Below are 21,059 nucleotides of genomic sequence, written 5' to 3'. Positions count from 1 at the left end.
GCACGGCAGACTTGATTTCAGACGCCGTTGCGAGATGACGTGGTGCAAATGCGCGAGCGCCGGCTCCCGAGCCGGTAAATCACGCCAGCCGCGGCGCCCCCCAGCAACGGCGCCGCCCAGAAGAGCCAGAGCTGATCGAGCGCCCATTCGCCGACGAACAGCGCGGGGCCGGTCGAGCGCGCCGGATTCGCGCCGCCGTTGCTCACCGGGATGGCGATGAGATAGATGGCGGCAAGGCAGGCTCCAACGGCGAGCGCCGCAGTCTTGCGGCGTGCGACCGTGCTCGACATCAGCAGATGGAAGAGGACGAGCACGAAGGTCGCCGACAGTTCCAGGAGAAATACGGCAGCGAGGGCGTAGCCGGTCGGCGAATGATCGTCATAGCCGTTGCTGCCGAGGTCGGACGCCGCGATGGAAAAACCCGGGCGCGCGCTCGCCACGCGCAAGAGCAAGGCCGCGCCGAGAACGGCCCCGATGGTTTGCGCCGCGAGGTAGGGCCCGGTATCGCGCACCGGAAAGCGCCCGGAGAACGCGTAGCCAATCGTGACGGCGGGATTGAAATGGGCGCTCGCCGCGCGCGCGGCGGCGTAGTTCGCTAACGTGAGCGCGAGCCCGAATGCTGCGGCCATCTCGAAAACGTTGAAGCCCTGGGAGGGCGGGCTCGCGTTGAGCGCCGTGGTTGCGCAACCCGCGAACACGAGCCACGCGGTGCCCGCGCCCTCGACCGCTAAACGCCTACCGAGCTTCATCGTTTCATCTCCACATCCGGCCTGCATCCCGGCCCGGGTCTGACCTGGCCGTCGTTCGAACGCATTCCCAAGGTCGGCAATATCTGACGAGCGATGCGTCGAGCTTGGAATTATGGAGAGACGATTCCTGCAATCAGATAGGAGAACTCTTAAAACTCCGGCCGCATTGCGCCACACGGCGGGAGAAAATCCGGCCATCGAAGGACTAATTTAGGGACGCGCCGCCTGACGATGGATCAGGTCAGCCCCACCTGCATGGCGAAATCGCTCAGATCGCGCTCCGTGACGAGCCCCAGCTTGCGCATCGTGCTGCGCTTTTGGGCGCTGATCGTTTTGCCGCTACGCTGAAACCGCTGCGCAATCTGGTGCACCGACATACCCTGCGCGTAAAGCTGGAAGACCTCCCATTCGCGCACGCTCGGCACACCCGAGCAGGGGGCGCACGCGGCACCCGCGCTCGCGAGCGTTGCGCGTGCATGGCTTGAGAGAAACGGCGTGCGCTCGCGAGCGGCGGCAACGGCGAGCAGGAGATCGTGCGTGACGTCGCGCTTGTCGACGATGACGTTCAGGCCGTGATGCATCAGGCCTGTCAGGATGGGCGGCGTCGACACCATGCTCAGGACGACGACGCCAGGCGTGCCTCGTGTTTGCGCGAGGCGCCGCAGCAGGGTGAGAGAGCCATATTCGCCGTCCAGCCCCGGCATGCAGAGATCGGAGATGACGACGTCGCACTCAGTCGTATCGAGTTGCGTGGCGAGCTCGAGCGTGTTGCCGGCTTCGCCGACGACAAGGGCTCGATCCGTTGCGCGCAGCAGACTGGCCACGCCGAGCCGGATGCACGCGTGGTCGTCGGCAACGATCACGCGCAGCGGCTTGCCCGTGTGAAGCGCGTCTTCTCGACCGACCCGGATAGCGTGCATGGGAGACCTCGCGTGCGAAGAACCGTTCAGGTTTGCTCGCCCTGCGTCACGCCGCATTCGACCGCGAAGCGATAGAGCTCGATATCGTTGCCGAGTGCGAGCTTCTTCATCGCCGCGCACTTTTGCGCACTGATCGTCTTGACGCTGCGCCCGAGCAGACCTGCGATTTCCGTTACGCCGAGCCCCGTTGCATAGTGCGTGATCACCTCGAATTCACGCCGGGTGAGAATGCGGTGCACCTCTTCGCGCCGCTCGGCGCGCGCCGCTTCCGTGAGCAGGTCGCGTACGACTGGCCCGATGTATTGCTCATGCGCCATCGCCGACAGGATCGCAACCGGGATCAGGTCGATGCGGTCGCGCTTGCTGAGCACCGCATCCACTTCCATGTCGAGGGTCTTGCGCAGCACCGAGGCCTCGCTTTCCATGGTGAGGACGACCACGGCCTTGTGCGGGAACCCGGCGCGAAAGGCGCGGATGGCTTCGAGCCCGTCCAGCTCGCCGGGCAACGCCATGTAGAGGTCCATCAGCAAGAGGTCGAACGCATTGCGGGCCGCGACTTCGAACAGCTCGGGCACGCTGCGCGCACACGCGACGACCTGCACGTTGGGATAGTTGGTGAGCATGCTGTCCAGCGCATGCACGACGAGCGGGTGGTCGTCGGCGATGATCACGCGTACGGGTGCCGCGAGGTCGGCCGTATCCGTCATGTTGCGTGCCGCGAGGCAGGCGCGCTGTTCGTCGTGGTCGCGCATGGCGCGCTGGGAAGCGGTCGCCGCAGCGGCATGATCCGGCAGTGATGAGGGAGGCAGGTTCATAGAAGTCCGTACGCCCTGACATAGGCGAAGAGTCCCGCGTCGTTGCTGATGCCGAGCTTCGCCATGGCGTCACGCTTCTGGCAGCTCACCGTGCGCACGTCGCGGCCGAGGGCGCGCGCAATTTCCGTGATCGAGCCGCCGCTCGCGAATTTGCGGACCACCTCCGATTCGCGCGGCGTCAAACGCGGCAAACACAGGTCGGAAGGTCCGCCGGCCACCGCGAGTTCGCGCTCGATGGCCGGGCTGAGATGGGCGAGACCCTGGGCGGCGCCGCGCACGATGGCTGCGAGATCGTCCATCGGCCCGGTTTTGCGCAACATGGCGACCACGCCCGCGTGCGCCACTGCGCGCAGGAGGACGGCGTTCGCAACCCCGGTCAGCACGACCACGGCGATATGCGGCCAGTCGCGGCGCAAACGCTGCACGAGGCGCAGGCCGTCCTCCGCTTCGCCGGAGACAGGCGGCATAGTGAGGTCAGTGATCACCACGTCGCATGGGACGGCTTCGAGCGTCTGCAACAACTCTCGCGCGCCGCACGCTTGCCCCACGACCTCGATATCGTCTGCTGCAAGGAGCACCGAGCGAACGCCGAGCAGAACGAATGGATGATCGTCGGCGAGGACGATACGTAGCTTCACACTGAATCTCCTTCGAGGCGGATCTGCGTGGAAGCGATGCGCCGCATGAGCGCATCGGCAACCAGCAACATCGACAAGGTGTTCATCTGACCATTGAAAGGCCGCCGTCGAAATCGGAGATTTCCGAAACGTTAAATATGGCTTGTGTTCCGTACGGTCAAACCGCGGCGCGCGCGCGAGTGCGTTGTCGACGCTCGCCAGTGCGCATCGCGTCGCTGCGCTCGCGCGGCGCCGCGAATGCGGGCCATGCCAGCGCGGCGCAGAGCGCGGCCGCCGCCCAGACCGCCGGCCACCCGAACCACGACAACAGCAGCGGGATCGCCGAAGGCGCGACGAAGAACGCAAGGAATGCGCCGGTGTTGCCCATGGCGAGTGCGGTTCCCACGCGACCGTTGCCCGCGAGCGTCGCGAGTTCGGTGAAGGCAACGCCATGCCAGGCGGAAGCGGCGATACCGCCTAGCACGATCACCACGGCAAGCAGGGTGACGAACGCTGCGCTTGCGCGATGCGCTGGCGACGCAAAAGCCGTCAACGCGGCAAGCACGACGAACAGCGCGACGGTGAGCGCCGCGCAACCGCGCAGCCAGATGCGCCGGTCGCCGTGCCGGTCTGTCCAACGGCCGCCGTACACACGCATGAAGGCCGCGCCGCCCTGCACGGCCGCAAGCGTCGCGCTGACTGCTGCGGTACCCGCATGGCCGACGTCATGCAGGAAAATGCTCGCGAACGAGAGCACCGCCACCTGGGGAACGCACAGCACGCCAATGCCGGTCACCATGCGCCACACGGTGACGCTGCGCAGCGGTGAGACGGCGCGTTGTGCCTGTCCGAGCGCTTCGTGAGCGACGAGTGGCGCCTGCGCGGCGTCCTGTTCGTGCGCGGGTTCATGCAACCAGACGATCGTCAGCACGGTGGAGACCACACACATCGCCGCGAGCGCGCCGTACACGGCTGCGAATCCCGCATGCTCGGCGAGCGCGGGCAGCACGAGCGCTCCCAGCCCGCCGCCGGTTGGCACGGCCGTTTGGCGGATGCTCATCGCGAGGCCGCGCTCGTGGGTGGCGAACCACGCCATCACCGCACGCCCGCTCGAGCCGTTCACGCTTCCGCCAAGCAGGCCGAGCGCGAGCAGGCCTACCGCGAGCACCGTGCCGCTGGGCGTGTGCGTGCCCGCCGGTGCGCCCCAGAGCGCCATCGCGACGAGGGCGAGCGCTGTCGTGGAGAGCCCCGTGAGCAACACGCGCCGGTCGCCCCAGCGATCCGTCAGGAGTCCCCAGGGAAGCTCGCTCAGCACGATGCCCAGTCCCAGCATGCCGAGCACGACACCCAGTTCCGCGGTACCGATACGGTAATCCGACCGGATCAAGACGCCCGTTGCGGGAATGCCGCCGAGCGCTGCCGCAAAACTCGCGTTGGCCGCCACGCCCACCGCGAGCACTTTCCAGCGGTGTGCGGCGCCTCGCGTCGTACTGCGTCCCATGATGATCTCCAGAAAACGGTTGACTGAGGGCATCGTAGAGGCGCACCATCTATCGGAAAAGCGGGAAATTCCAATCCGTATATTCGGAATTTCCGAATCATTGAATTGCATGAAACGCATCTGATCAAGCCGAATCAATGAACGCACGCGGTTTCGATCTCGCGCAGTTGCGCACGTTTATCGCCGTGACAGAAGCGGGCAGTGTCTCTGCGGGTGCCGAGCGGGTGTTCCTCTCGCAGTCGTCGGTGAGCGAACAGCTCAAGAAGCTCGAAGAGCGCGTCGGCCAGCCGCTTTTCGTGCGCAGCAAGCAGGGCATGTCCGCCACACCCGCGGGCGCGAAGCTGCTCGACCACGCACGCCGCATCGTCGCGCTTTGCGACGCCGCCTTCGACGACATGCTCGGCCGCACGCTCGACGGCGAAGTGCGCATTGCGATCACGGACTATTACCGGCCGCACGACGTCGCCGAGATCATCCGGCGCTTCGCGGTCCAGCATCCGCGCCTGCGTCTGCATGTGACCGTGCTGCCGAGCGCCGTGATCGACAGCAGCGCCGACGATAACGCCTACGACATCGGCTTGTCGCTGCGGCTGGTGGAGGAAGGCCGCAGCACGCACAAGAGCACGTCGATACGCCGCGAAAAACTGGTGTGGGTGGGCGCGACGCAAACGCTGCGCGAGCGGCCCGCGCTCACGCCGCCCTGGCCGCTCGTGCTGCTGCCGGCGACCTGCCAGTTGCAGCGCCGTGTCGTGAGGTTGCTCGACGAAGCGCGCATGCCCTATCTGATCTCGCATTCGGCTTCGGGCGTGGCCGGGCTGCAGCTCGCGCTCAAGGCGGGGCTGGGAATCTCGTGTCTGAACGAGTCGTCGATCGGCGAAGGACTGATGCCCTGCCCGGCTTCATTCGGCTTGCCTGCACTGCCCGCGGCCGAATTTCATTTGCTGCCGGGCCGGCCGGGCGAGTCCGCGCACGTGACGAACGCGCGCGCGGCGCTCGCGCAACTGCTCGCTTGAGTCCAGGCGCTTTAGCCTGCGGCCTGAACCAGTTCGGCAAAGCGCAGCAGGTCGACGTTGCCCCCGGAGATGAGCACGCCCACGCGCTTGCCGCGCACGTCCACCTTGCCGTGCAGCACCGCCGCCGCCGCGAGGCAGCCGGTGGGTTCGACCACGAGCTTCATGCGGCTCGCGAAGAACTTCATCGTATCGACGAGTTCCGCGTCGCTCACCGTGACGATCTCGCTCACGCGCTCGCGAATCACCGCGAAGGTCAGGTTGCCGAGATGCTGGGTTTGCGCGCCGTCGGCAAGGGTCTTCGGCGTGTCGATGTGGACGATCTCGCCCAACTGCAGGCTGCGCTGACCGTCGTTGCCGGCCTCGGGCTCGACGCCGATCACCGTGCACGCGGGCGAGAGCGCATGCGCGGCGGTCGCACAGCCCGACAGCAGCCCGCCCCCGCCAAGCGGGGTGAGCAGCATGTCGAGCTCGCCCGTTTCCTCGAACAACTCCTTGGCGGCCGTGCCCTGCCCGGCCATCACGTGAGCGTGGTCGTACGGCGGAATGAGCGTGAGGCCGTGCTCGGCCGCAAGCCGTTTGCCGAGTGCCTCGCGGTCCTCGGTATAGCGATCGTAAAAGACGACCTCGCCGCCATAGCCGCGCGTGGCCTCGACCTTCACGGCGGGCGCGTCGTGCGGCATGACGATCACGGCCTTCACGCCGAGCAGACGCGCCGACAGCGCGATCGCCTGCGCATGGTTGCCCGACGAAAACGTGATCACGCCGCCCGCCTTCTGCTGCGGCGTGAACTGCGCGATCGCGTTATAGGCGCCGCGGAACTTGAACGCGCCCATGCGCTGCAGGTTCTCGCATTTGAAGAAGAGCTGCGCGCCCGTGCGTTCGTTCGCGGTGCGCGAAGTGAGAACCGGCGTGCGGTGCGCGACGCCACGCAGGCGTTCGTGGGCGGCGGCGACGTCTTCGAAGGTAATAGGCAGAGTGCTCATGGTCGTTCTTCGGCTGGCAGGTAGGTGTAGACGGTCGAGCGCGCCACGCCGAGCGTGGTGGCCACGTCGGCGAGCGCATGACGCAGGTTCAGCATTCCGTTTGTCGCGAGCTCGCGCACGGCCTCACGGCGCTGCGCGAGCGTCATGCCGATCGGTGTGGTGTTGCGCGTGGCAGCGAAGCGTTCGAGCGCCTCGCGCACACAGCCCACGCCGCGCGGTGCGAGCGTTTCGGCGACGGGCGCAGCCGCGCTGGTCTGGATCAGCTGGCCGAGGCCCGCCGTCACCGCGCCGATCAGCGACACATCCATGTTCAGGCAGAGGGCCGCGACGTACTCGCCCGCGCTGTTCTTCAGGCCGATGGATGTGCTCTTGGCCGGACGCCCGTCGGGAAAGCGGTTCGGATAGTTGGCCACGACTTCGGGAAAGCCGGAGTCGGTGATGCGCGCGAGGCCCATTTCGGTGGCGGCGTCGCCGACTTGCCGTCCTGACAAATTGTTCGCGATCGCCACGACCGAGTGCTCGGGCCGCGTGAGGTCGTGCAGCACGACCTCGACGAGCGGCGCGAGCGTCTGCCCGAGCGCCGCGACGATCTTCTCGCCTTCGCGCAGGAGCAGCGCATTCTCGTCAGTGGAAAGGCCGGAACGGGATTTGCGGGTTGGCATCATGATATTGGACATTTTGACAGTTAATGACTGAATGTCAATCGCTTGAACAGAACGCTCGGAAGTGCCGTGCATGGCCGCCCGAGACGCGAAAAAAAACCCCGCCCGAAGGCGAGGTCAATCAGACACGAAGAAACACGACTCACTGCATTGCTGGTCAGACCGTGAAGCGTTCGCTCACGAACTGCGTGGACGGCACGCGTGCGCGCGCCGCCACCGCCTGCGCGGCGCTCACCATCGCGGGCGGACCGCAAACGTAGAGGTCGGGCGCCGCGCCAGCGTCTGCCAACGCGGCGGCGAGCGCGTCGACTGGGGTGCTGTGCGAGCCCTGCCAGCCGTCGCCCGCTTCGCGCACGCAAAGCTCGACATGCAGTTGCGGCAACGCCTCCCGAAGTGCGTCCAGTTCGTCGAGCAGGAAAAGTTCGCTCTCGCGATTCACGCCGTAGAAGAGCCGCGCGTCGTTCATTTCCCCGAATTCGGCCATGCGGCGCAGCATCGAGAGCAGGGGCGCGAGACCCGTGCCGCCCGCCACGAACCAGCGCGGGCGCAGACTGTCGGCGATCAAACCGAAGCCGCCCTGCGGGCCGTGAACGGTGAGCACGTCGCCCGGCTGCGCTCGCTCGCGCAGATACGCCGAAAACTCGCCTTGCGGCCGCAGCCGGATCAGGAACTCGAGACGCCCCTCCCAGTTGCTCGTGTTGGCAAGCGAGAACGGGCGCTTCACGCCGCCCTCCGGCAGCTCCAGCTCCGCGAACTGGCCCGCTTCGAACTCGGCGGCGCTGCCGCTCGTGTCGTCGGCGTCGAGCAGCAGTTCGAGACGGCGCGTGTCGTCGGCGATCGTGTCGAGCGCGGCGATGCGCGCCGTGCGCGCGGCAACCGGCTGCAGCAGCACCTTCGTGCCGTCGTACGGCGCGGCGACGCGCAAGTCGGCCGAAGGTCTCGTGCGGCACAGCAGAACCGCCTGCGGGTCGCCGGACGGCAACGCATCCGCATTGTGATCGCCGAGCGTGTACGCGCCTTCGGTCACGGTGGCATGGCACGCGCCGCAGCTGCCGCGCCGGCACTGCGAAGGCAGCGTGATGTCCGCGGCCGCCGCCGCGCTCAGCACGTCCTGCCCCGGCTCGCACGCGAAACCGAACGCCTGGCCGTCGCGCGTGGTGAGCTCGATTTGATAACTCATGACGTTCTCACCCGCGCTCAAGCGGCCTTGCGTGCGAGCGCCGCGGCGAGGTCCGCCTGCGCCACGCCGATCGGCGAAATGCCGAACTGCTCGACGAGGATGTCGAGGACATTCGGCGTGAGGAAGGCGGGCAACGTCGGTCCGAGATGGATGTTGCGCAGGCCGAGCGCGAGCAGCGTGAGCAGCACCGCGGCGGCCTTCTGCTCGAACCACGACACCACGAGTGTGAGCGGCAGATCGTTCACCCCGCAGTCGAAGGCCTTCGAGAGCGCGATCGCGATCTGGATCGCCGAATAGCTGTCGTTGCACTGGCCCAGATCGAGCAGGCGCGGAATGCCGCCGATGTCGCCGAACTGGTGACGGTTGAAGCGGTACTTGTTGCAGCCGAGCGTCATGACGACGGTGTCGTCGGGCGCGCCCTGTGCGAACTCGGTGTAGTAGTTGCGGCCGGGTGCGGCGCCGTCGCAGCCGCCGATCAGGAAGAAGTGGCGGATCTGACCGGCCTTCACCGCGTCGATCACCTTGTCGGCCACGCCGAGCACCGTGTTGCGCGCAAAGCCGATGGTGATGGTTTCCTCCGGCGGCGTTTCGCGGAAGCCCGGCAGCGCGAGCGCGGCCTGCACGACCGGCGCGAACGCGTGATGCTCGAGATGGCGCACGCCGGCCCAGCCTACCGGCCCTGTCGTGAAGATGCGCTGGCGGTACTGCGGCAGCGGCTCGATCAGGCAGTTGGAGGTCATCAGGATCGGGCCGGGGAAATGAGTGAAGTCCGATTGCTGGTCCTGCCATGCGCCGCCGTAGTTGCCTGCCAGATGCGGATAAGCCTTGAGCTTCGGGTAAGCATGCGCGGGCAGCATTTCGCCGTGCGTGTAAATCTGCACGCCGGTGCCCTGGGTGGCTTCGAGCAGCGCCTCCAGATCGCCGAGGTCGTGGCCCGAAACCAGGATGGCTTTGCCCGCCGCGGGCGTCACGCGCACGGCAGTGGGTTCGGGCATGCCGAAGCGGCCCGTGTTTGCCGCATCGAGCAGTTCCATGACCTTGAGGTTCAGGTTGCCGAGGGCGAGCGCATGTTCAAGAAGATCGCCGGCCTGCGTGGGTTCGCTCGCGAGAAACACGAGCGCCGCCTCCACGCCCGTGTAGACCTCTTCGCTCTCGTATCCGAGCACGCGCGCGTGATGAGCGTAGGCACACACGCCTTTGAGGCCGTAGAGCACGAGGGCGCGCAAGCCCACAACGTCCTCGCCTACCTTCGGCAGCCCGGCCTTGATGCCGACGAGCGCGGCCTGCGCCTGCAGTTCGGCGAGGTCGTTGCCCGGTTGCCAGAGCGCGGCGCCGCCCGGCTGCGCAGCGGCGACGCCTTGCACGAGCGCGAGCGCCTCGCAGGTCGACTTCACGCGATCGCGGTGTTGCGCCGCCTCGCGCAGCATCGCCACGAAACGGCTGGCGTTGAAATTGACGTTGGTGAGCGTTGTGAACAGCGCGTAGAGCATGAAGCGGTCGGCTTCGCGATCGGGGCTGCCGAGGCCGCGCGCGAGCGCGCCATATTGTGCGATGCCCTTGGCCGCGTAGATCAGCAGGTCCTGCAGATCCGCAGTCGTGGCGTCCTTGCCGCAGTTGCCCTTGGCCGAGGCACAGCCCGGTATGGCCTGGGTGCGGTCGGTCTGTTCACATTGATAGCAAAACACGGCTTTCTCCTTTTCCTTGTGGGGTGACGGCGCGACCCGTCTTGTAAGATGCAAAATCAATGCATCTTTTAAATGGTCGCGCGCCGGCGGGAGTTTTGCCGTGACAAAAATCAGAAAACGTGTCGCTTGAAGCGGAGAATTGACCGTGTGCGCGAAAACGTCGCAGCGGGTCGGCGCTCGACTCGCTCAGCTTGCTGAGTTCGCTCGGTCCGCGCGCGCAAATGAAAAGCCCCGGCCCGACCGTGAGGTCGAGCCGGGGCTTCAGGTCCTGCCGATCCGTTCGAACGCTTTAGAACGGAATATCGTCGTCCATTTCATCGAAGCCGCCGCCAGCCGGCGCGTTCGAACGGCCGCCGCCTGCGCCGCCGCCAGCACCGCCACCGCTCGAACGCGGCGCACCGCCACCGCCCGCAGCACGGCCCCCGCCGCGCGGTGCGGACTGCTCACGGCTGTAGCCGCCGTCGTCGCCCATGTCGCTGCCCATCGAGGCGCCGCCGCTGCGGCCGCCCAGCATCTGCATCTGGTCGGCGACGATTTCCGTCGAGTAACGGTCGGTGCCGTCCTGCGCTTGCCACTTGCGCGTGCGGATGCGGCCTTCGATATACACCGACGAACCCTTCTTCAGGTACTCCGAGACGATCTCGGCCAGGCGCCCGAAGAACGACACGCGGTGCCATTCGGTCATTTCCTTGAACTCGCCGGACGCCTTGTCCTTGTAGCGGTCGGTCGTGGCGAGGCGAATGTTCGCCACGGCGTCGCCGCTCGGCAGATAGCGCACTTCCGGATCGGCGCCGAGGTTGCCGACGAGGATCACCTTGTTCACGGATGCCATGAATTTCTCCTGTTTGATTCCGTTGCGAGGAGCGGCCGCGCGGTGCGCGCCGGCGAGCGCCTGATGTGTCATGCGCCTTCGCCGGTCGCGGACCGCCTCCGCGAATTGCGTTGCTGTGAACCGCTGGTTCTAACTCAGGCCCGCCCGGGTCAAGCCCGCGTGGCCTCTGCCCGCTTGGGCGGCGCCTTCATATTGGCCGCGATTATAAGCCAGCACAAGACGAGCCCCGAGCACGTGTAAAAGACGGCGCTCGCGCCCTCGTGCTTGAGGATCCATCCGCCCACCACGCCGCCGAGCGCGAGCCCGATCGACTGGGTGGTGTTGTACACGCCCGTGGCCGCGCCCTTGCGGTTGCCCGGCGCGAGCTTCGACACGAGCGAAGGCTGCGAAGCCTCCAGGATGTTGAAGCCCAGGAAGTACACGAACAGCACGGCCGACACGATGACAAGTGTATGCGCGAGCGAGCCGAGCAAAAGCTGGCCGATCAGGATAAGACCGATCGCAGAAACGAGCACGGCCTTCATCCTGCCCCGCTTCTCCGCGACGATGATGGCGGGCACCATCATGACGAACGCGAGGCCCATGACCGGCAGGTAGATCATCCAGTGCGACGCGACCGGCAGGCCCGCGTCCACGAGCAGGCGCGGCACGACGAGAAAGAGCGCCGTCTGCGTGGCGTGCAGCACGAGCACGCCGAAGTTCAGGCGCAGCAGCTCCACGTTGTGCAGCACCTCGGCGAACGGGGCGCGCACGTGCACGGGCTTGCTGGGCGCGTCGGGCACGACCCAGATCACCACGCCCACCGCGATGATCGAGAACACCCCGACCAGCGCGAACAGGCCGCTCATGCCGACCCAATGGAACACGATCGGCGCGCCGACGATAGCCACGGCGAACGACATGCCGATCGAGCCGCCCACCATCGCCATGGCCTTGGTGCGATGCTCCTCGGCCGTCAGGTCGGCGATGAACGCCAGCACGGCCGACGACACCGCGCCCATGCCCTGGATCACCCGCCCGACGATGATCCACACCATGTCGTGCGCGCCCGCCGCGACGAAGCTGCCGATCGCGAAGATGACGAGGCCGGTGGCAATGACGGGCTTTCTGCCCACCATGTCCGAAACCCAGCCGTAGAAAATATAGAGAAGCGACTGCGTGACGCCGTATGCACCGAGCGCGATGCCGACCAGCAGCAGGTTGTCGCCGCCGGGAATGGTTTTCGCGTAGACGGAAAACACCGGCATGATCATGAAGAGACCGAGCATGCGCAGCGCGAAGATCGCCGCCAGCGAGACGGTCGCGCGCAACTCGGGCGCGCTCATGCGTGAAGAGGTAGCGGGTGAATTGGAGGACATCGGAGCGTTATGTGTTCGGACCGCATGTGCCCGCACGTTTGTTGACCGGGACGCCCCCTGACGCGCCTCTTTCGAGGCCCTTGCACTTGCCGCTCCGGGCCCTTTCAAAGACCGTCAGCAAGCCGTAACGGCGGTCTGGAAAAGTCGTTATAGTAGCAGGTTTGGTTTCCCTTTCTCCCGCAGGTTCATGGAACAGATCCGTATCCGTGGGGCCCGAACCCACAACCTGAAGAACGTCAATCTGGACCTGCCGCGCCACAAGCTCGTGGTGATCACCGGGCTTTCCGGCTCGGGCAAGTCCTCGCTGGCGTTCGACACGCTTTACGCGGAAGGCCAGCGCCGTTACGTGGAGAGCCTGTCAGCCTACGCGCGCCAGTTCCTGCAGCTCATGGAGAAGCCCGACGTCGACCTGATCGAGGGTCTGTCGCCGGCTATTTCCATCGAGCAGAAGGCCACGTCGCACAATCCGCGCTCGACCGTCGGCACCGTCACCGAGATCCACGACTACCTGCGGCTGCTTTACGCACGCATCGGCACGCCCTACTGCCCGGACCACGAGATTCCGCTGGAGTCGCAAAGCGTCTCGCAGATGGTGGACGCCGCGCTCGCCCTGCCCGAAGAAACGAAGCTGATGATCCTGGCTCCCGTGATCGTGGACCGCAAGGGCGAGCACGCCGAGCTGTTCGACGACATGCAGGCGCAGGGTTTCGTGCGCTTTCGGGTGCGCTCGGGCGGCGGCACGGCCAACGAAGGGGAAGCGAAGATCTACGAGGTGGAGTCGCTGCCCAAGCTCAAGAAGAGCGAGCGCCACACCATCGACGTGGTGGTGGACCGCCTGAAGGTGCGCCCCGACATGAAGCAGCGCCTCGCGGAGTCGTTCGAAACCGCGCTGCGTCTGGCCGACGGTCGCGCCATCGCGCTCGAAATGGACACCAACCGCGAGCACCTCTTCAGCTCGAAGTTCGCCTGCCCGATCTGCTCGTATTCGCTGCCGGAGCTGGAACCGCGCCTCTTCTCGTTCAACAACCCGATGGGCGCGTGCCCCGAGTGCGACGGTCTGGGCCAGATCACGTTCTTCGATCCGAAGCGCGTGGTGGCGCACCCGTCGCTGTCGCTCGCGGCGGGCGCCGTGAAGGGCTGGGACCGGCGCAATCAGTTTTACTTCCAGATGCTGCAGAGTCTCGCCGCGTTCTACGACTTCGATATCGACACCGCGTTCGAAGACCTGCCGGAGAAAGTGCGCAAGACCCTGCTCTACGGCTCCGGCAAGCAGGAGATTCCGTTCTCGTACATCAACGAGCGCGGCCGCACTTCGGTGCGCGAGCACGTATTCGAAGGGATCATTCCGAACCTCGAACGCCGCTACCGCGAGACCGACTCGGCCGCCGTGCGCGAGGAGCTGTCGAAGTACCAGAACAACCAGGCCTGCCCGCACTGCGAAGGCACGCGCCTGCGCCGCGAAGCGCGTTTCGTGCGCATCGGCGCGGGCGAAGAGGCGCGCGCCATTTATGAAGTGAGCGGCTGGCCGCTGCGCGACACGCTCGGCTACTTCCAGACGCTGCACCTCGAAGGTGCAAAGCGCGAGATCGCCGACAAGGTGGTCAAGGAAATCGTCGCGCGCCTCATGTTCCTCAACAACGTCGGGCTCGACTATCTCTCGCTCGAACGCAGCGCCGAGACGCTTTCCGGCGGCGAGGCGCAGCGTATCCGCCTCGCCTCGCAGATCGGCTCGGGCTTGACGGGCGTGATGTACGTGCTCGACGAGCCGTCCATCGGCCTGCACCAGCGCGACAACGACCGCCTGATCTCCACGCTCAAGCATCTGCGCGATCTCGGCAATTCGGTGATCGTCGTCGAGCACGACGAGGACATGATCCGCATGGCCGACTACGTGGTCGACATGGGTCCGGGCGCGGGCGAGCACGGCGGCATGGTGATTTCGCAAGGCACGCCAGGGGAAGTCGAACACGATCCGGCTTCGATGACGGGCCAGTACCTCTCGGGCGCGCGCCGCATCGACTATCCCGACGAGCGCATCGAGCCCGGCGAGCGCCGCCTGCGCATCGTCGAGGCCTACGGCAATAATCTCAACCACGTGACGCTCGACCTGCCCGTCGGTCTTTTGACCTGCGTGACGGGCGTCTCGGGCTCGGGCAAGTCCACGCTCATCAACGACACGCTGTATCACGCGGTGTCGCAGCATCTGTATGGATCGTCGGCGGAACCTGCGCCGTTCGAGGCGATCGAGGGCCTGGAGCACTTCGACAAGGTCATCAACGTCGACCAGTCGCCGATCGGGCGCACCCCGCGCTCGAACCCGGCCACCTACACGGGCCTCTTCACGCCCATCCGCGAACTGTTCGCCGGTGTGCCGGCCGCCAAGGAACGCGGCTACGAGTCGGGCCGCTTCTCGTTCAACGTGAAGGGCGGCCGCTGCGAAAGCTGCCAGGGCGACGGCGTGCTCAAGGTGGAAATGCACTTCCTGCCCGACGTGTACGTGCCCTGCGATGTCTGTCACGGCAAGCGCTACAACCGCGAGACGCTGGAGATTCAATACAAGGGCCGGAACATCAGCGAAGTGCTCGACATGACGGTGGAAGCCGCCTACGAGTTCTTCAAGGCGGTGCCGGTGGTGGCGCGCAAGCTCAAGACGCTGCTCGATGTGGGCCTCGGCTACATCCGCCTCGGCCAGTCCGCCACCACGCTCTCTGGCGGCGAGGCGCAGCGCGTGAAGCTTTCGCTCGAGCTTTCCAAGCGGGACACGGGCCGCACGCTGTATATACTCGACGAGCCGACCACGGGCCTGCACTTCCACGACATCGCGCTTTTGCTCGAAGTGATTCACCGGCTTCGAGATCAGGGCAACACGGTGGTCATCATCGAGCATAATCTCGATGTAATCAAAACCGCCGACTGGGTCGTGGACATGGGACCGGAAGGCGGCGCGGGCGGTGGGCAGATCGTGGCCCAGGGGACGCCCGAACAGGTGGCGAAGTCGAAGGCAAGCTTCACGGGCCGCTATCTCGCGCCGCTGCTCAAGCGCCAGATCGCCGCGCTGGACACGGCGTCGGGCAAATGACCCGCCAGGCGGGCTGACGACCGGGCCGGAAATTTAGCAGTAGAAATAGCTGCAGCAACAACGGGGCAGGGGCGCGTGCGCCCCCGAAGTTTGGAGACGGAATACACCCAACATGGTCAAGCGCAACGAAGCGACGGAAGATAAACAGGTGCGCGACCTGCGGCCACGGCCGGTCAGGCTCACGAGCGACATGAGCCTGCCGAAGCTTTCGGCAGTGGAAATCGGCAGCTATGTGGCCGCGCTCGCCGGTATGCTGGCGGTGCTGCACCTGAACCTGCTCGGCGCGCTGCTCGCGGGCATGCTCGTCTTCCAGCTCGTTCATACCATTTCGCCGCTCATCGAGCGGCGCATGTCGAGCAGCCGCGCCCGCTGGCTTTCCGTGGTGCTGGTTTCCATCGTGATCGTGGGCGTGCTCACGGGGCTCACCGTGGGCGTCATCGAGCAGTTCGAAAACGACGTGCCGAGCGTGCAGAAGGTCATGGCGCAGATGATGACGTTCGTCGATCAGGCGCGCGGGCGCATTCCCGAGTCCATCGCCGCCTATCTGCCCGTAGACGTCGCCCAGATGAAGCTCAAGGCGCTCGCGCTCATGCACGAGCACGCCACCCAGCTCGGCCAGGGCGGCAAGAACGCCGCGCGCATCTTCGGACATATCGTGATCGGCATGATCATCGGCGCGATCATCGCCATTGGCGCGCAGAAGAACGCGACGCGGCTGCCGCTTTCGACCGCGTTCGTCGCGCGCGTGTCGCGTTTCGCCGACGCGTTCCGCCGCATCGTGTTCGCGCAGGTGAAGATTTCGGCCATCAACACGGTGTTCACCGGCCTCTTCCTCCTGCTCGCGCTGCCGTTGTTTCACGCGCCGCTGCCGCTCGCGAAGATGCTGGTCGTGGTGACCTTCGTGGTGGGCCTGTTGCCCGTGATCGGCAACCTGATCTCGAACACGCTGATCGTCGCCATCGCGCTCACCGTGAGCCTGCCCGCGGCGGTCACAGCGCTCGTGTTCCTCATCCTGATCCACAAGCTCGAATACTTCCTGAACGCGCGCATCGTGGGCGGCCAGATCGAGGCGCGCACGTGGGAGCTGCTCGTCGCGATGCTCGTGATGGAAGCGGCGTTCGGCATTCAAGGCGTGGTCGCCGCGCCGATTTTCTACGCGTATATCAAGCGCGAACTGATCTATCTGCGGCTCGTCTGAGCCCGTTTTTCCCAGACCCGCGCGCGGCCTTCAGCGCCCGCGCGGCTCGCCGGGCACGTCGGTCATGCCGTCGTGCCCCATCGCGTAGATCGCCACCTGCACGCGGCTCGTGAGATTGAGCTTGCGCAGAATGTTGCGCACGTGAATCTTCACCGTGCTCTCCGCCAGGTCGAGCGCACGCGCAATCTCCTTGTTGCTCGCGCCGCGCGCCAGTTCGCGCACGATGTCGCGCTCGCGCGCCGTGAGCGCCTCCGCGCTCGCGCGCGCGGCGCCAGTCGTGCCGGTTGCGCCGGTCGACTGCGCAGGCTTGCGCATCTGCTCCACGAGCTTCACCGTCATGTGCTCGGTAATCACCGGCTGGCCGCTCGCGGCCTTGCGGATCGCCGCGACGAGCGCGTCGGCGTCGATGCTCTTGAGCAGGAAGCCACGCGCGCCCTCGCGCATCGCGGCGGTGAGTTCGTCGGCTTCCTCGGAGACGGTAAGCATCAGGACCGCCGTGTCCGGCAGATCCTCCACCAGCAGTTGCAGCGTTTCGAGCCCCGAGAGGCCCGGCATGTTGAGGTCGAGCAGGATGACGTCGGGCAGGTGCTGCTTCGCGCGCTTGACGCCTTCCACGCCGTCCGACGCCTCGCCCACCACTTGCAGGTCAGGCTGGCGCTGCAGGAGCGCACTCACGCCCGAGCGAAAGAGCGTGTGGTCGTCGATGAGCAGGATGCGTATGGTCATGGGGATCGTTGTTTTGTCGCGATGTCTTCTGATTTTGAGCGTAGCGCCATCGACGAGGTTCATTGGCCATATTTACGCGGCCATGCGGCTCGCGGCGGGCAATACCAGTTCGACGCGCGCGCCGCGCCCCTGCGCGCTCTGCAGCGTGAGCACGGCGGCAAGACGTCGCGCGCGCTCGTGCATGATGTGGAAGCCCACGTGCGATTCGCCACGCGAGGCGATATCGGCGGGATCGTAGCCCACGCCGTCGTCCTCGATCGTGAGGCGGAAGTCGCGCGCGTTCACGACACTCACCTGTACGTGCAGCGCCTGCGCATGCTTGCGTGCATTCGAGAGCGCCTCCTGCAACACGAAAAGTACCTGCAGCTGCTGGTCGGGCGGCAGCGGCGGCCCGTCTTCGTCGCGATAGTCGAGCGTCAGCTCGGCGTCCGACTGGCGGCGAAAGCGCGCCACGGTGTCCTCCACGGCGAGGCGCAGCTTGCCCGGGCTGAGCTTCGTGCGGAAATTCAGCAGCAGTTCGCGCACGTCGTCGTAGCTCTCCTCTACGCCGCCCGCGAGCAGCGGCACGATCTCGCGAATCTCGTCGAGATCGCCCTGCTGCGCCGCCCCATCGAGCAGGTGCACTTGCATCTTCAGGAAGCTCAGGCCTTGCGCGATGCTGTCGTGCAGCCCCTGAGCGACGAGATTGCGCTCCTCGGACACGGCGAGCTGGCGCCCGAGCGCCACGAGCCGCCGGTTCATGAGCGCGACGCCCAGGTGGCGGCCGAGCGTCTGGAGCAGCTGGACGCCCGAAGGCGGAATCTCCCGCTCGCGCCGGAAGTGCAGCGAGAACGTGCCGAGCGTCTCGTTCTGCGCGACGATGGCCGACACCGCGACGCTCAAGAAGCCCGCCTTCAGGCAGCGCTGCGTGAAAGCGCCGCTCAAGCCGCTTTCGCCGCTTTCTCCGCCGGCCGCGCGCGTGCCCGGCTGTGCCACCAGGCCGAATACGACCGGCGCCTCGGCCGTGGCACCGCCGCACGCACAGTCCGCCGCCGGCATGCACTGCTCTGCGCGCGTGATCGATTCGGGCATGCCTTCCGAGACGAGCAGATGCAGATTGCCGTCGTCAGGCGAAACGACTCGCACCGTGCCGCCGTCGGCGTCGAATTCGCGCATCACGCGGGTGAGGAAATCGTGGCACAGGCTTTCCGCCGGGCCCGGCGTATTGAGAAACGCCGCCATCTCGTAAAGCGTGGCGAGTTCGCGGTTTTGCGCCGCCAGTTGCGCGGTCTTGGCGTCCACGCGCCCGGCAAGGTCCCGGTACAGCGCCTGCAGCTCCGCGACCATGCGGTTGAAGCCTTGCGTGAGATGGCCGAACTCGTCGTACGTTTCGACCGGCAACCGCGTGTCGAACTCCCGCGCCTCGATGCGCGCGAGCCCGTCCTGCAAGCGCTGCACAGGCGCCACGAACCACTGGTAAAGCAAATAGACGATCGCCATCGTGCCCACGCACGACAGCGCCGCGAGCGCGACCTGCGAAATGCGCAGCCACGCGGTCTTGCGCGCATTCTCGCGCTCGATCAGGCTGACGAGCCGGTTCGCGTCGTCGACGAAACCGGGCAGCAGGCCGATATACATCGAGGGCTCGCCCCCGCTGGCGGCGAGGTCGCTTAGCGCAGCGGGCCTGAGCGTGTGATTCCAGGCAGACGCGACGCGTTCGAACTGCGCATGGATGCCGGCGTCTGCGGGAAGAAAGAGCGGCCGCGCCGGATCGCCGTCGCGCAATTCGCGCAGCGTCTCGTCGAGTTGGTGCATCTGCGCGTCGACTTGCGAGGGCTGGCCGGTGCGGGCTTCCCATAGCGCGATCGCCACCGCGTTCGCGCGCATGCGCAGGCTGCCCGCGTCGTTGATCGCCGCGCCGCCGCCTTCGAGCTGCCAGGAGAGCCAGAGCGTGCCGCTGATCATCGCAAGCACGAGCGCCAGCGCAACCGTGGAGAGCACAACGATGCGCGTGGAGAGCCGCTTCGGGAACGGCGCTTCGTGCGCGCCCGAGGATGCGGCAGAAGCGGCAGATGCGGTTGCGGAATCGGAAGACGGAGTCATGGCCGGGACCGGGAATCGGCTGCGCCGAAGCGGCGGCGCCTGTATCGACATTATCGGACCGAGTGCGGCCGATCGCGCGCTATGTCGCGGTCTGCACGGCCAACTGCGACACTATGCGTCAGGTCAGCTGCCTCCCGGGCGAGTCCTGGCGAACCACGTCGCGCCGCCCCTGACCTGGGCGCATCGCGAAAAAAAGCGGGGAATGCGAGTGGGTCTCGCTCCCCGCAATGAACGGCCATCCCCACGGCCGTCCAGAGGCAAACGTTGGCCGCTAGCGGCTGCGCACGAGCTGCCAGGCGCGCGACAGATAGGTGATCGAGGCGAACCCGCTCCACACGTGCACGAGCCGCGTGAACGGGAAGATCACGAACAGCGTCATGCCCATGAAGAGGTGCATGCGGAAGATGAGCGGTGCTTCTGCCACGTAGCTCGCTGCGTCGCCGCGGAACGTGACGATGTGCTGCGCCCAGGTCATGAGCCGCACCATCATCGCGCCGTCCATGTGGCTCGCCGATTCGCCGATGGTGCTCAGCCCGAGCAGCAGCGTGACGAGCAGCCACAACAGCAGCACCTTGTCGCCCACGCGCGTCACGGCCGAAACGCGGGCATTCGAAAGCCGCCGGTGCAGCAGGATCGCGAGGCCCACCAGACACATCGAGCCCATCACGCCGCCCGCGACCATCGCCACGAGCTGCTTGACCGCGTGCGGCACGCCGAGCCAGTCCCACACGGCGACGGGCGTGAGCAGACCGAACAGATGCCCGAAGAAAAGCCCGAGCACGCCGACGTGAAAGAGGATATTGCCGAGCCGCAAATGTCCGCGATAGAGCAGCTGCGAGCTGTCCGCCTTCCACGTGTACTGCTCCCGCTCGAAGCGCGCGAGGCTGCCGAACAGGAAGATGGCGGCGGCAATATACGGATAGATGCCGAACAAAAACTGATTGAACGTGTTCATGGCGATTCCTTTGCGCAGGCAGCCGCGGTGGTCGCAGTGGTCGCGGCAAACTGCGCTCGCGGGTGGAATTGAACGACCTGCGGCGAGTTGCTCGCGCCGAACGCGTGCACGAGCGGCTCCACGCCATCTGCGCCGGTGCCGAAGCGGTCGAGCGCCTCGTCCATGTCGCGCACGGGAGCGTCCACGAGCGGCAGCGGCTCGACATCGGTCAGCTCGCACAGCACCGTGAAGATGCCCGCGTACGGGCTTTCGCTCTTCTCGAGCTGATTGCCGAGCGCCGCGAGCACGTGAATCGCCTCGCCCAGCAGCGCGCGCGCCTCGTCCTCGCCAATCAGGCCGAGCACTTCGAGAAAGAGCGGCACGTAGTCGGGCAACTCGCTCGTCGCGACGTCGAGGCCATGGCTGCGGTATTCATCGAGCAGATCGACCATCGCCTGGCCGCGCGCGCGGCTCTCGCCGTGCACGTGCTCGAACAGATGCAGCGAGTGGCGCGGATTGCGGTCGAAGGTGGCCACGTACGCCTCCTGCGACTCGACGAGCGAGCGCTCGCGCAGCGCCGCGATGAGCGGCGCCAGTTCGCGCGCTGCGAATGCACCGTTCGGCAGGGCCTCGAGCGCGGCTTCGATCTCGTCGAGCGCGTCGAGCAAGGGCTGCTCGGGATAATCGAGCAGCGCGGAGAGAACCGGATAAATCGACATGATGAT

18 protein-coding genes are annotated in these 21,059 nt (G+C 66.3%); 3 read left to right on the top strand and 15 right to left on the bottom strand.

Translation table 11 applies throughout. The features are described 5' to 3' along the window. Window positions 1-17 precede the first annotated feature (17 nt). The 5 genes from AB4Y36_RS09295 to AB4Y36_RS09275 form a co-directional block, all read right to left on the bottom strand. Window positions 18-749 carry an aquaporin gene (locus tag AB4Y36_RS09295; protein WP_368682801.1) on the bottom strand — a complete coding sequence of 244 codons (732 nt, stop codon included), beginning with the start codon at window positions 747-749 and terminating at the stop codon, window positions 18-20. 236 nt (window positions 750-985) lie between these two features. Continuing rightward, complete coding sequence (locus AB4Y36_RS09290; RefSeq protein ID WP_368605872.1) at window positions 986-1,669, bottom strand: response regulator; 684 nt, start codon at window positions 1,667-1,669, stop codon at window positions 986-988. 26 nt (window positions 1,670-1,695) lie between these two features. Beyond that, window positions 1,696-2,484 carry a response regulator gene (locus AB4Y36_RS09285; protein ID WP_368605871.1) on the bottom strand — a complete coding sequence of 263 codons (789 nt, stop codon included), beginning with the start codon at window positions 2,482-2,484 and terminating at the stop codon, window positions 1,696-1,698. Further along, window positions 2,481-3,122, bottom strand: a complete 642-nt coding sequence (locus tag AB4Y36_RS09280; RefSeq protein ID WP_368682800.1) for a response regulator — start codon at window positions 3,120-3,122, stop codon at window positions 2,481-2,483. The genes AB4Y36_RS09285 and AB4Y36_RS09280 overlap by 4 nt, the downstream gene beginning before the upstream one ends. Window positions 3,123-3,279: 157 nt before the next feature. Beyond that, window positions 3,280-4,602 (bottom strand): MFS transporter, encoded by a 1,323-nt coding sequence (locus tag AB4Y36_RS09275; protein ID WP_368682799.1) that lies wholly within the window; start codon window positions 4,600-4,602, stop codon window positions 3,280-3,282. 137 nt (window positions 4,603-4,739) lie between these two features. On the opposite strand from AB4Y36_RS09275, the gene AB4Y36_RS09270 reads away from it, so the two are divergent. Next, a complete protein-coding gene (locus tag AB4Y36_RS09270; protein ID WP_368682798.1) occupies window positions 4,740-5,615 on the top strand; it encodes a LysR family transcriptional regulator in 876 nt (291 codons plus the stop codon). A gap of 11 nt (window positions 5,616-5,626) precedes the next feature. Here the strand turns inward: AB4Y36_RS09270 and AB4Y36_RS09265 are convergent, their stop codons facing one another. From AB4Y36_RS09265 to AB4Y36_RS09240, 6 genes are all read right to left on the bottom strand, one after another. Then, window positions 5,627-6,598: a threo-3-hydroxy-L-aspartate ammonia-lyase gene (locus tag AB4Y36_RS09265; RefSeq protein ID WP_368682797.1), complete on the bottom strand. Its 972-nt coding sequence runs from the start codon at window positions 6,596-6,598 to the stop codon at window positions 5,627-5,629. Continuing rightward, a complete protein-coding gene (locus tag AB4Y36_RS09260) occupies window positions 6,595-7,263 on the bottom strand; it encodes a transcriptional regulator (protein WP_218108657.1) in 669 nt (222 codons plus the stop codon). The genes AB4Y36_RS09265 and AB4Y36_RS09260 overlap by 4 nt, the downstream gene beginning before the upstream one ends. 154 nt (window positions 7,264-7,417) lie before the next feature. Then, window positions 7,418-8,440, bottom strand: coding sequence for a 2Fe-2S iron-sulfur cluster-binding protein (locus AB4Y36_RS09255; RefSeq protein ID WP_368682796.1), 1,023 nt, complete (start codon window positions 8,438-8,440; stop codon window positions 7,418-7,420). A gap of 17 nt (window positions 8,441-8,457) precedes the next feature. Next, window positions 8,458-10,125, bottom strand: a complete 1,668-nt coding sequence (hcp, locus tag AB4Y36_RS09250; RefSeq protein WP_368682795.1) for a hydroxylamine reductase — start codon at window positions 10,123-10,125, stop codon at window positions 8,458-8,460. Window positions 10,126-10,414: 289 nt separating this feature from the next. Then, window positions 10,415-10,957, bottom strand: a complete 543-nt coding sequence (locus AB4Y36_RS09245) for a single-stranded DNA-binding protein (RefSeq protein WP_368682794.1) — start codon at window positions 10,955-10,957, stop codon at window positions 10,415-10,417. A 149-nt stretch (window positions 10,958-11,106) separates the two neighbouring features. Continuing rightward, window positions 11,107-12,282 carry an MFS transporter gene (locus AB4Y36_RS09240; RefSeq protein WP_368682834.1) on the bottom strand — a complete coding sequence of 392 codons (1,176 nt, stop codon included), beginning with the start codon at window positions 12,280-12,282 and terminating at the stop codon, window positions 11,107-11,109. 220 nt (window positions 12,283-12,502) lie between these two features. Here AB4Y36_RS09240 and uvrA point away from each other — a divergent pair, with 220 nt between their 5' ends. After that, the gene (gene uvrA / locus AB4Y36_RS09235) at window positions 12,503-15,394 is read left to right on the top strand and encodes an excinuclease ABC subunit UvrA (RefSeq protein WP_368682793.1); all 2,892 of its coding nucleotides are present in this window, start codon (window positions 12,503-12,505) and stop codon (window positions 15,392-15,394) included. Between the two features lie 112 nt (window positions 15,395-15,506). After that, the gene (locus tag AB4Y36_RS09230; RefSeq protein WP_069264815.1) at window positions 15,507-16,592 is read left to right on the top strand and encodes an AI-2E family transporter; all 1,086 of its coding nucleotides are present in this window, start codon (window positions 15,507-15,509) and stop codon (window positions 16,590-16,592) included. Window positions 16,593-16,622: 30 nt separating this feature from the next. Here AB4Y36_RS09230 and AB4Y36_RS09225 read toward each other — a convergent pair whose 3' ends face one another. From AB4Y36_RS09225 to narJ, 4 genes are all read right to left on the bottom strand, one after another. After that, window positions 16,623-17,318, bottom strand: a complete 696-nt coding sequence (locus tag AB4Y36_RS09225) for a response regulator transcription factor (RefSeq protein ID WP_069264817.1) — start codon at window positions 17,316-17,318, stop codon at window positions 16,623-16,625. 72 nt (window positions 17,319-17,390) lie between these two features. Continuing rightward, entirely contained in the window at window positions 17,391-19,400 is a 2,010-nt protein-coding gene (locus AB4Y36_RS09220; protein WP_368682792.1) for a type IV pili methyl-accepting chemotaxis transducer N-terminal domain-containing protein, read from the bottom strand. 271 nt (window positions 19,401-19,671) lie between these two features. Beyond that, window positions 19,672-20,355, bottom strand: coding sequence for a respiratory nitrate reductase subunit gamma (gene narI / locus AB4Y36_RS09215; RefSeq protein ID WP_069264820.1), 684 nt, complete (start codon window positions 20,353-20,355; stop codon window positions 19,672-19,674). Next, on the bottom strand, window positions 20,352-21,053 hold the full coding sequence (narJ, locus tag AB4Y36_RS09210; RefSeq protein WP_368682791.1) for a nitrate reductase molybdenum cofactor assembly chaperone: 702 nt from the start codon (window positions 21,051-21,053) through the stop codon (window positions 20,352-20,354). Before narJ ends, narI begins: the two co-directional genes overlap by 4 nt. Window positions 21,054-21,059: the final 6 nt, after the last annotated feature.

This window comes from Paraburkholderia sp. BR10936 (assembly GCF_040965735.1).
GTDB classification, from domain to species: Bacteria; Pseudomonadota; Gammaproteobacteria; order Burkholderiales; family Burkholderiaceae; genus Paraburkholderia; species Paraburkholderia nodosa_A.
Note: the sequence above shows the minus strand (reverse complement) of the source record. Positions and strands in the feature narration are given on the sequence as shown.

Excerpts from the sequence above, each read along its gene's own strand:
- AB4Y36_RS09290 (WP_368605872.1), bottom strand. The coding sequence starts at position 1,669 with ATGCACGCTATCCGGGTCGGTCGAGAAGACGCGCTTCACACGGGCAAG.
- AB4Y36_RS09220 (WP_368682792.1), bottom strand. The coding sequence starts at position 19,400 with ATGACTCCGTCTTCCGATTCCGCAACCGCATCTGCCGCTTCTGCCGCA.
- AB4Y36_RS09255 (WP_368682796.1), bottom strand. The coding sequence starts at position 8,440 with ATGAGTTATCAAATCGAGCTCACCACGCGCGACGGCCAGGCGTTCGGT.
- AB4Y36_RS09245 (WP_368682794.1), bottom strand. The coding sequence starts at position 10,957 with ATGGCATCCGTGAACAAGGTGATCCTCGTCGGCAACCTCGGCGCCGAT.
- AB4Y36_RS09265 (WP_368682797.1), bottom strand. The coding sequence starts at position 6,598 with ATGAGCACTCTGCCTATTACCTTCGAAGACGTCGCCGCCGCCCACGAA.
- uvrA (WP_368682793.1), top strand. The coding sequence starts at position 12,503 with ATGGAACAGATCCGTATCCGTGGGGCCCGAACCCACAACCTGAAGAAC.
- narJ (WP_368682791.1), bottom strand. The coding sequence starts at position 21,053 with ATGTCGATTTATCCGGTTCTCTCCGCGCTGCTCGATTATCCCGAGCAG.
- AB4Y36_RS09240 (WP_368682834.1), bottom strand. The coding sequence starts at position 12,282 with ATGAGCGCGCCCGAGTTGCGCGCGACCGTCTCGCTGGCGGCGATCTTC.
- AB4Y36_RS09260 (WP_218108657.1), bottom strand. The coding sequence starts at position 7,263 with ATGATGCCAACCCGCAAATCCCGTTCCGGCCTTTCCACTGACGAGAAT.
- AB4Y36_RS09230 (WP_069264815.1), top strand. The coding sequence starts at position 15,507 with ATGGTCAAGCGCAACGAAGCGACGGAAGATAAACAGGTGCGCGACCTG.
- AB4Y36_RS09225 (WP_069264817.1), bottom strand. The coding sequence starts at position 17,318 with ATGACCATACGCATCCTGCTCATCGACGACCACACGCTCTTTCGCTCG.
- narI (WP_069264820.1), bottom strand. The coding sequence starts at position 20,355 with ATGAACACGTTCAATCAGTTTTTGTTCGGCATCTATCCGTATATTGCC.
- AB4Y36_RS09275 (WP_368682799.1), bottom strand. The coding sequence starts at position 4,602 with ATGGGACGCAGTACGACGCGAGGCGCCGCACACCGCTGGAAAGTGCTC.
- AB4Y36_RS09295 (WP_368682801.1), bottom strand. The coding sequence starts at position 749 with ATGAAGCTCGGTAGGCGTTTAGCGGTCGAGGGCGCGGGCACCGCGTGG.
- AB4Y36_RS09285 (WP_368605871.1), bottom strand. The coding sequence starts at position 2,484 with ATGAACCTGCCTCCCTCATCACTGCCGGATCATGCCGCTGCGGCGACC.
- AB4Y36_RS09270 (WP_368682798.1), top strand. The coding sequence starts at position 4,740 with ATGAACGCACGCGGTTTCGATCTCGCGCAGTTGCGCACGTTTATCGCC.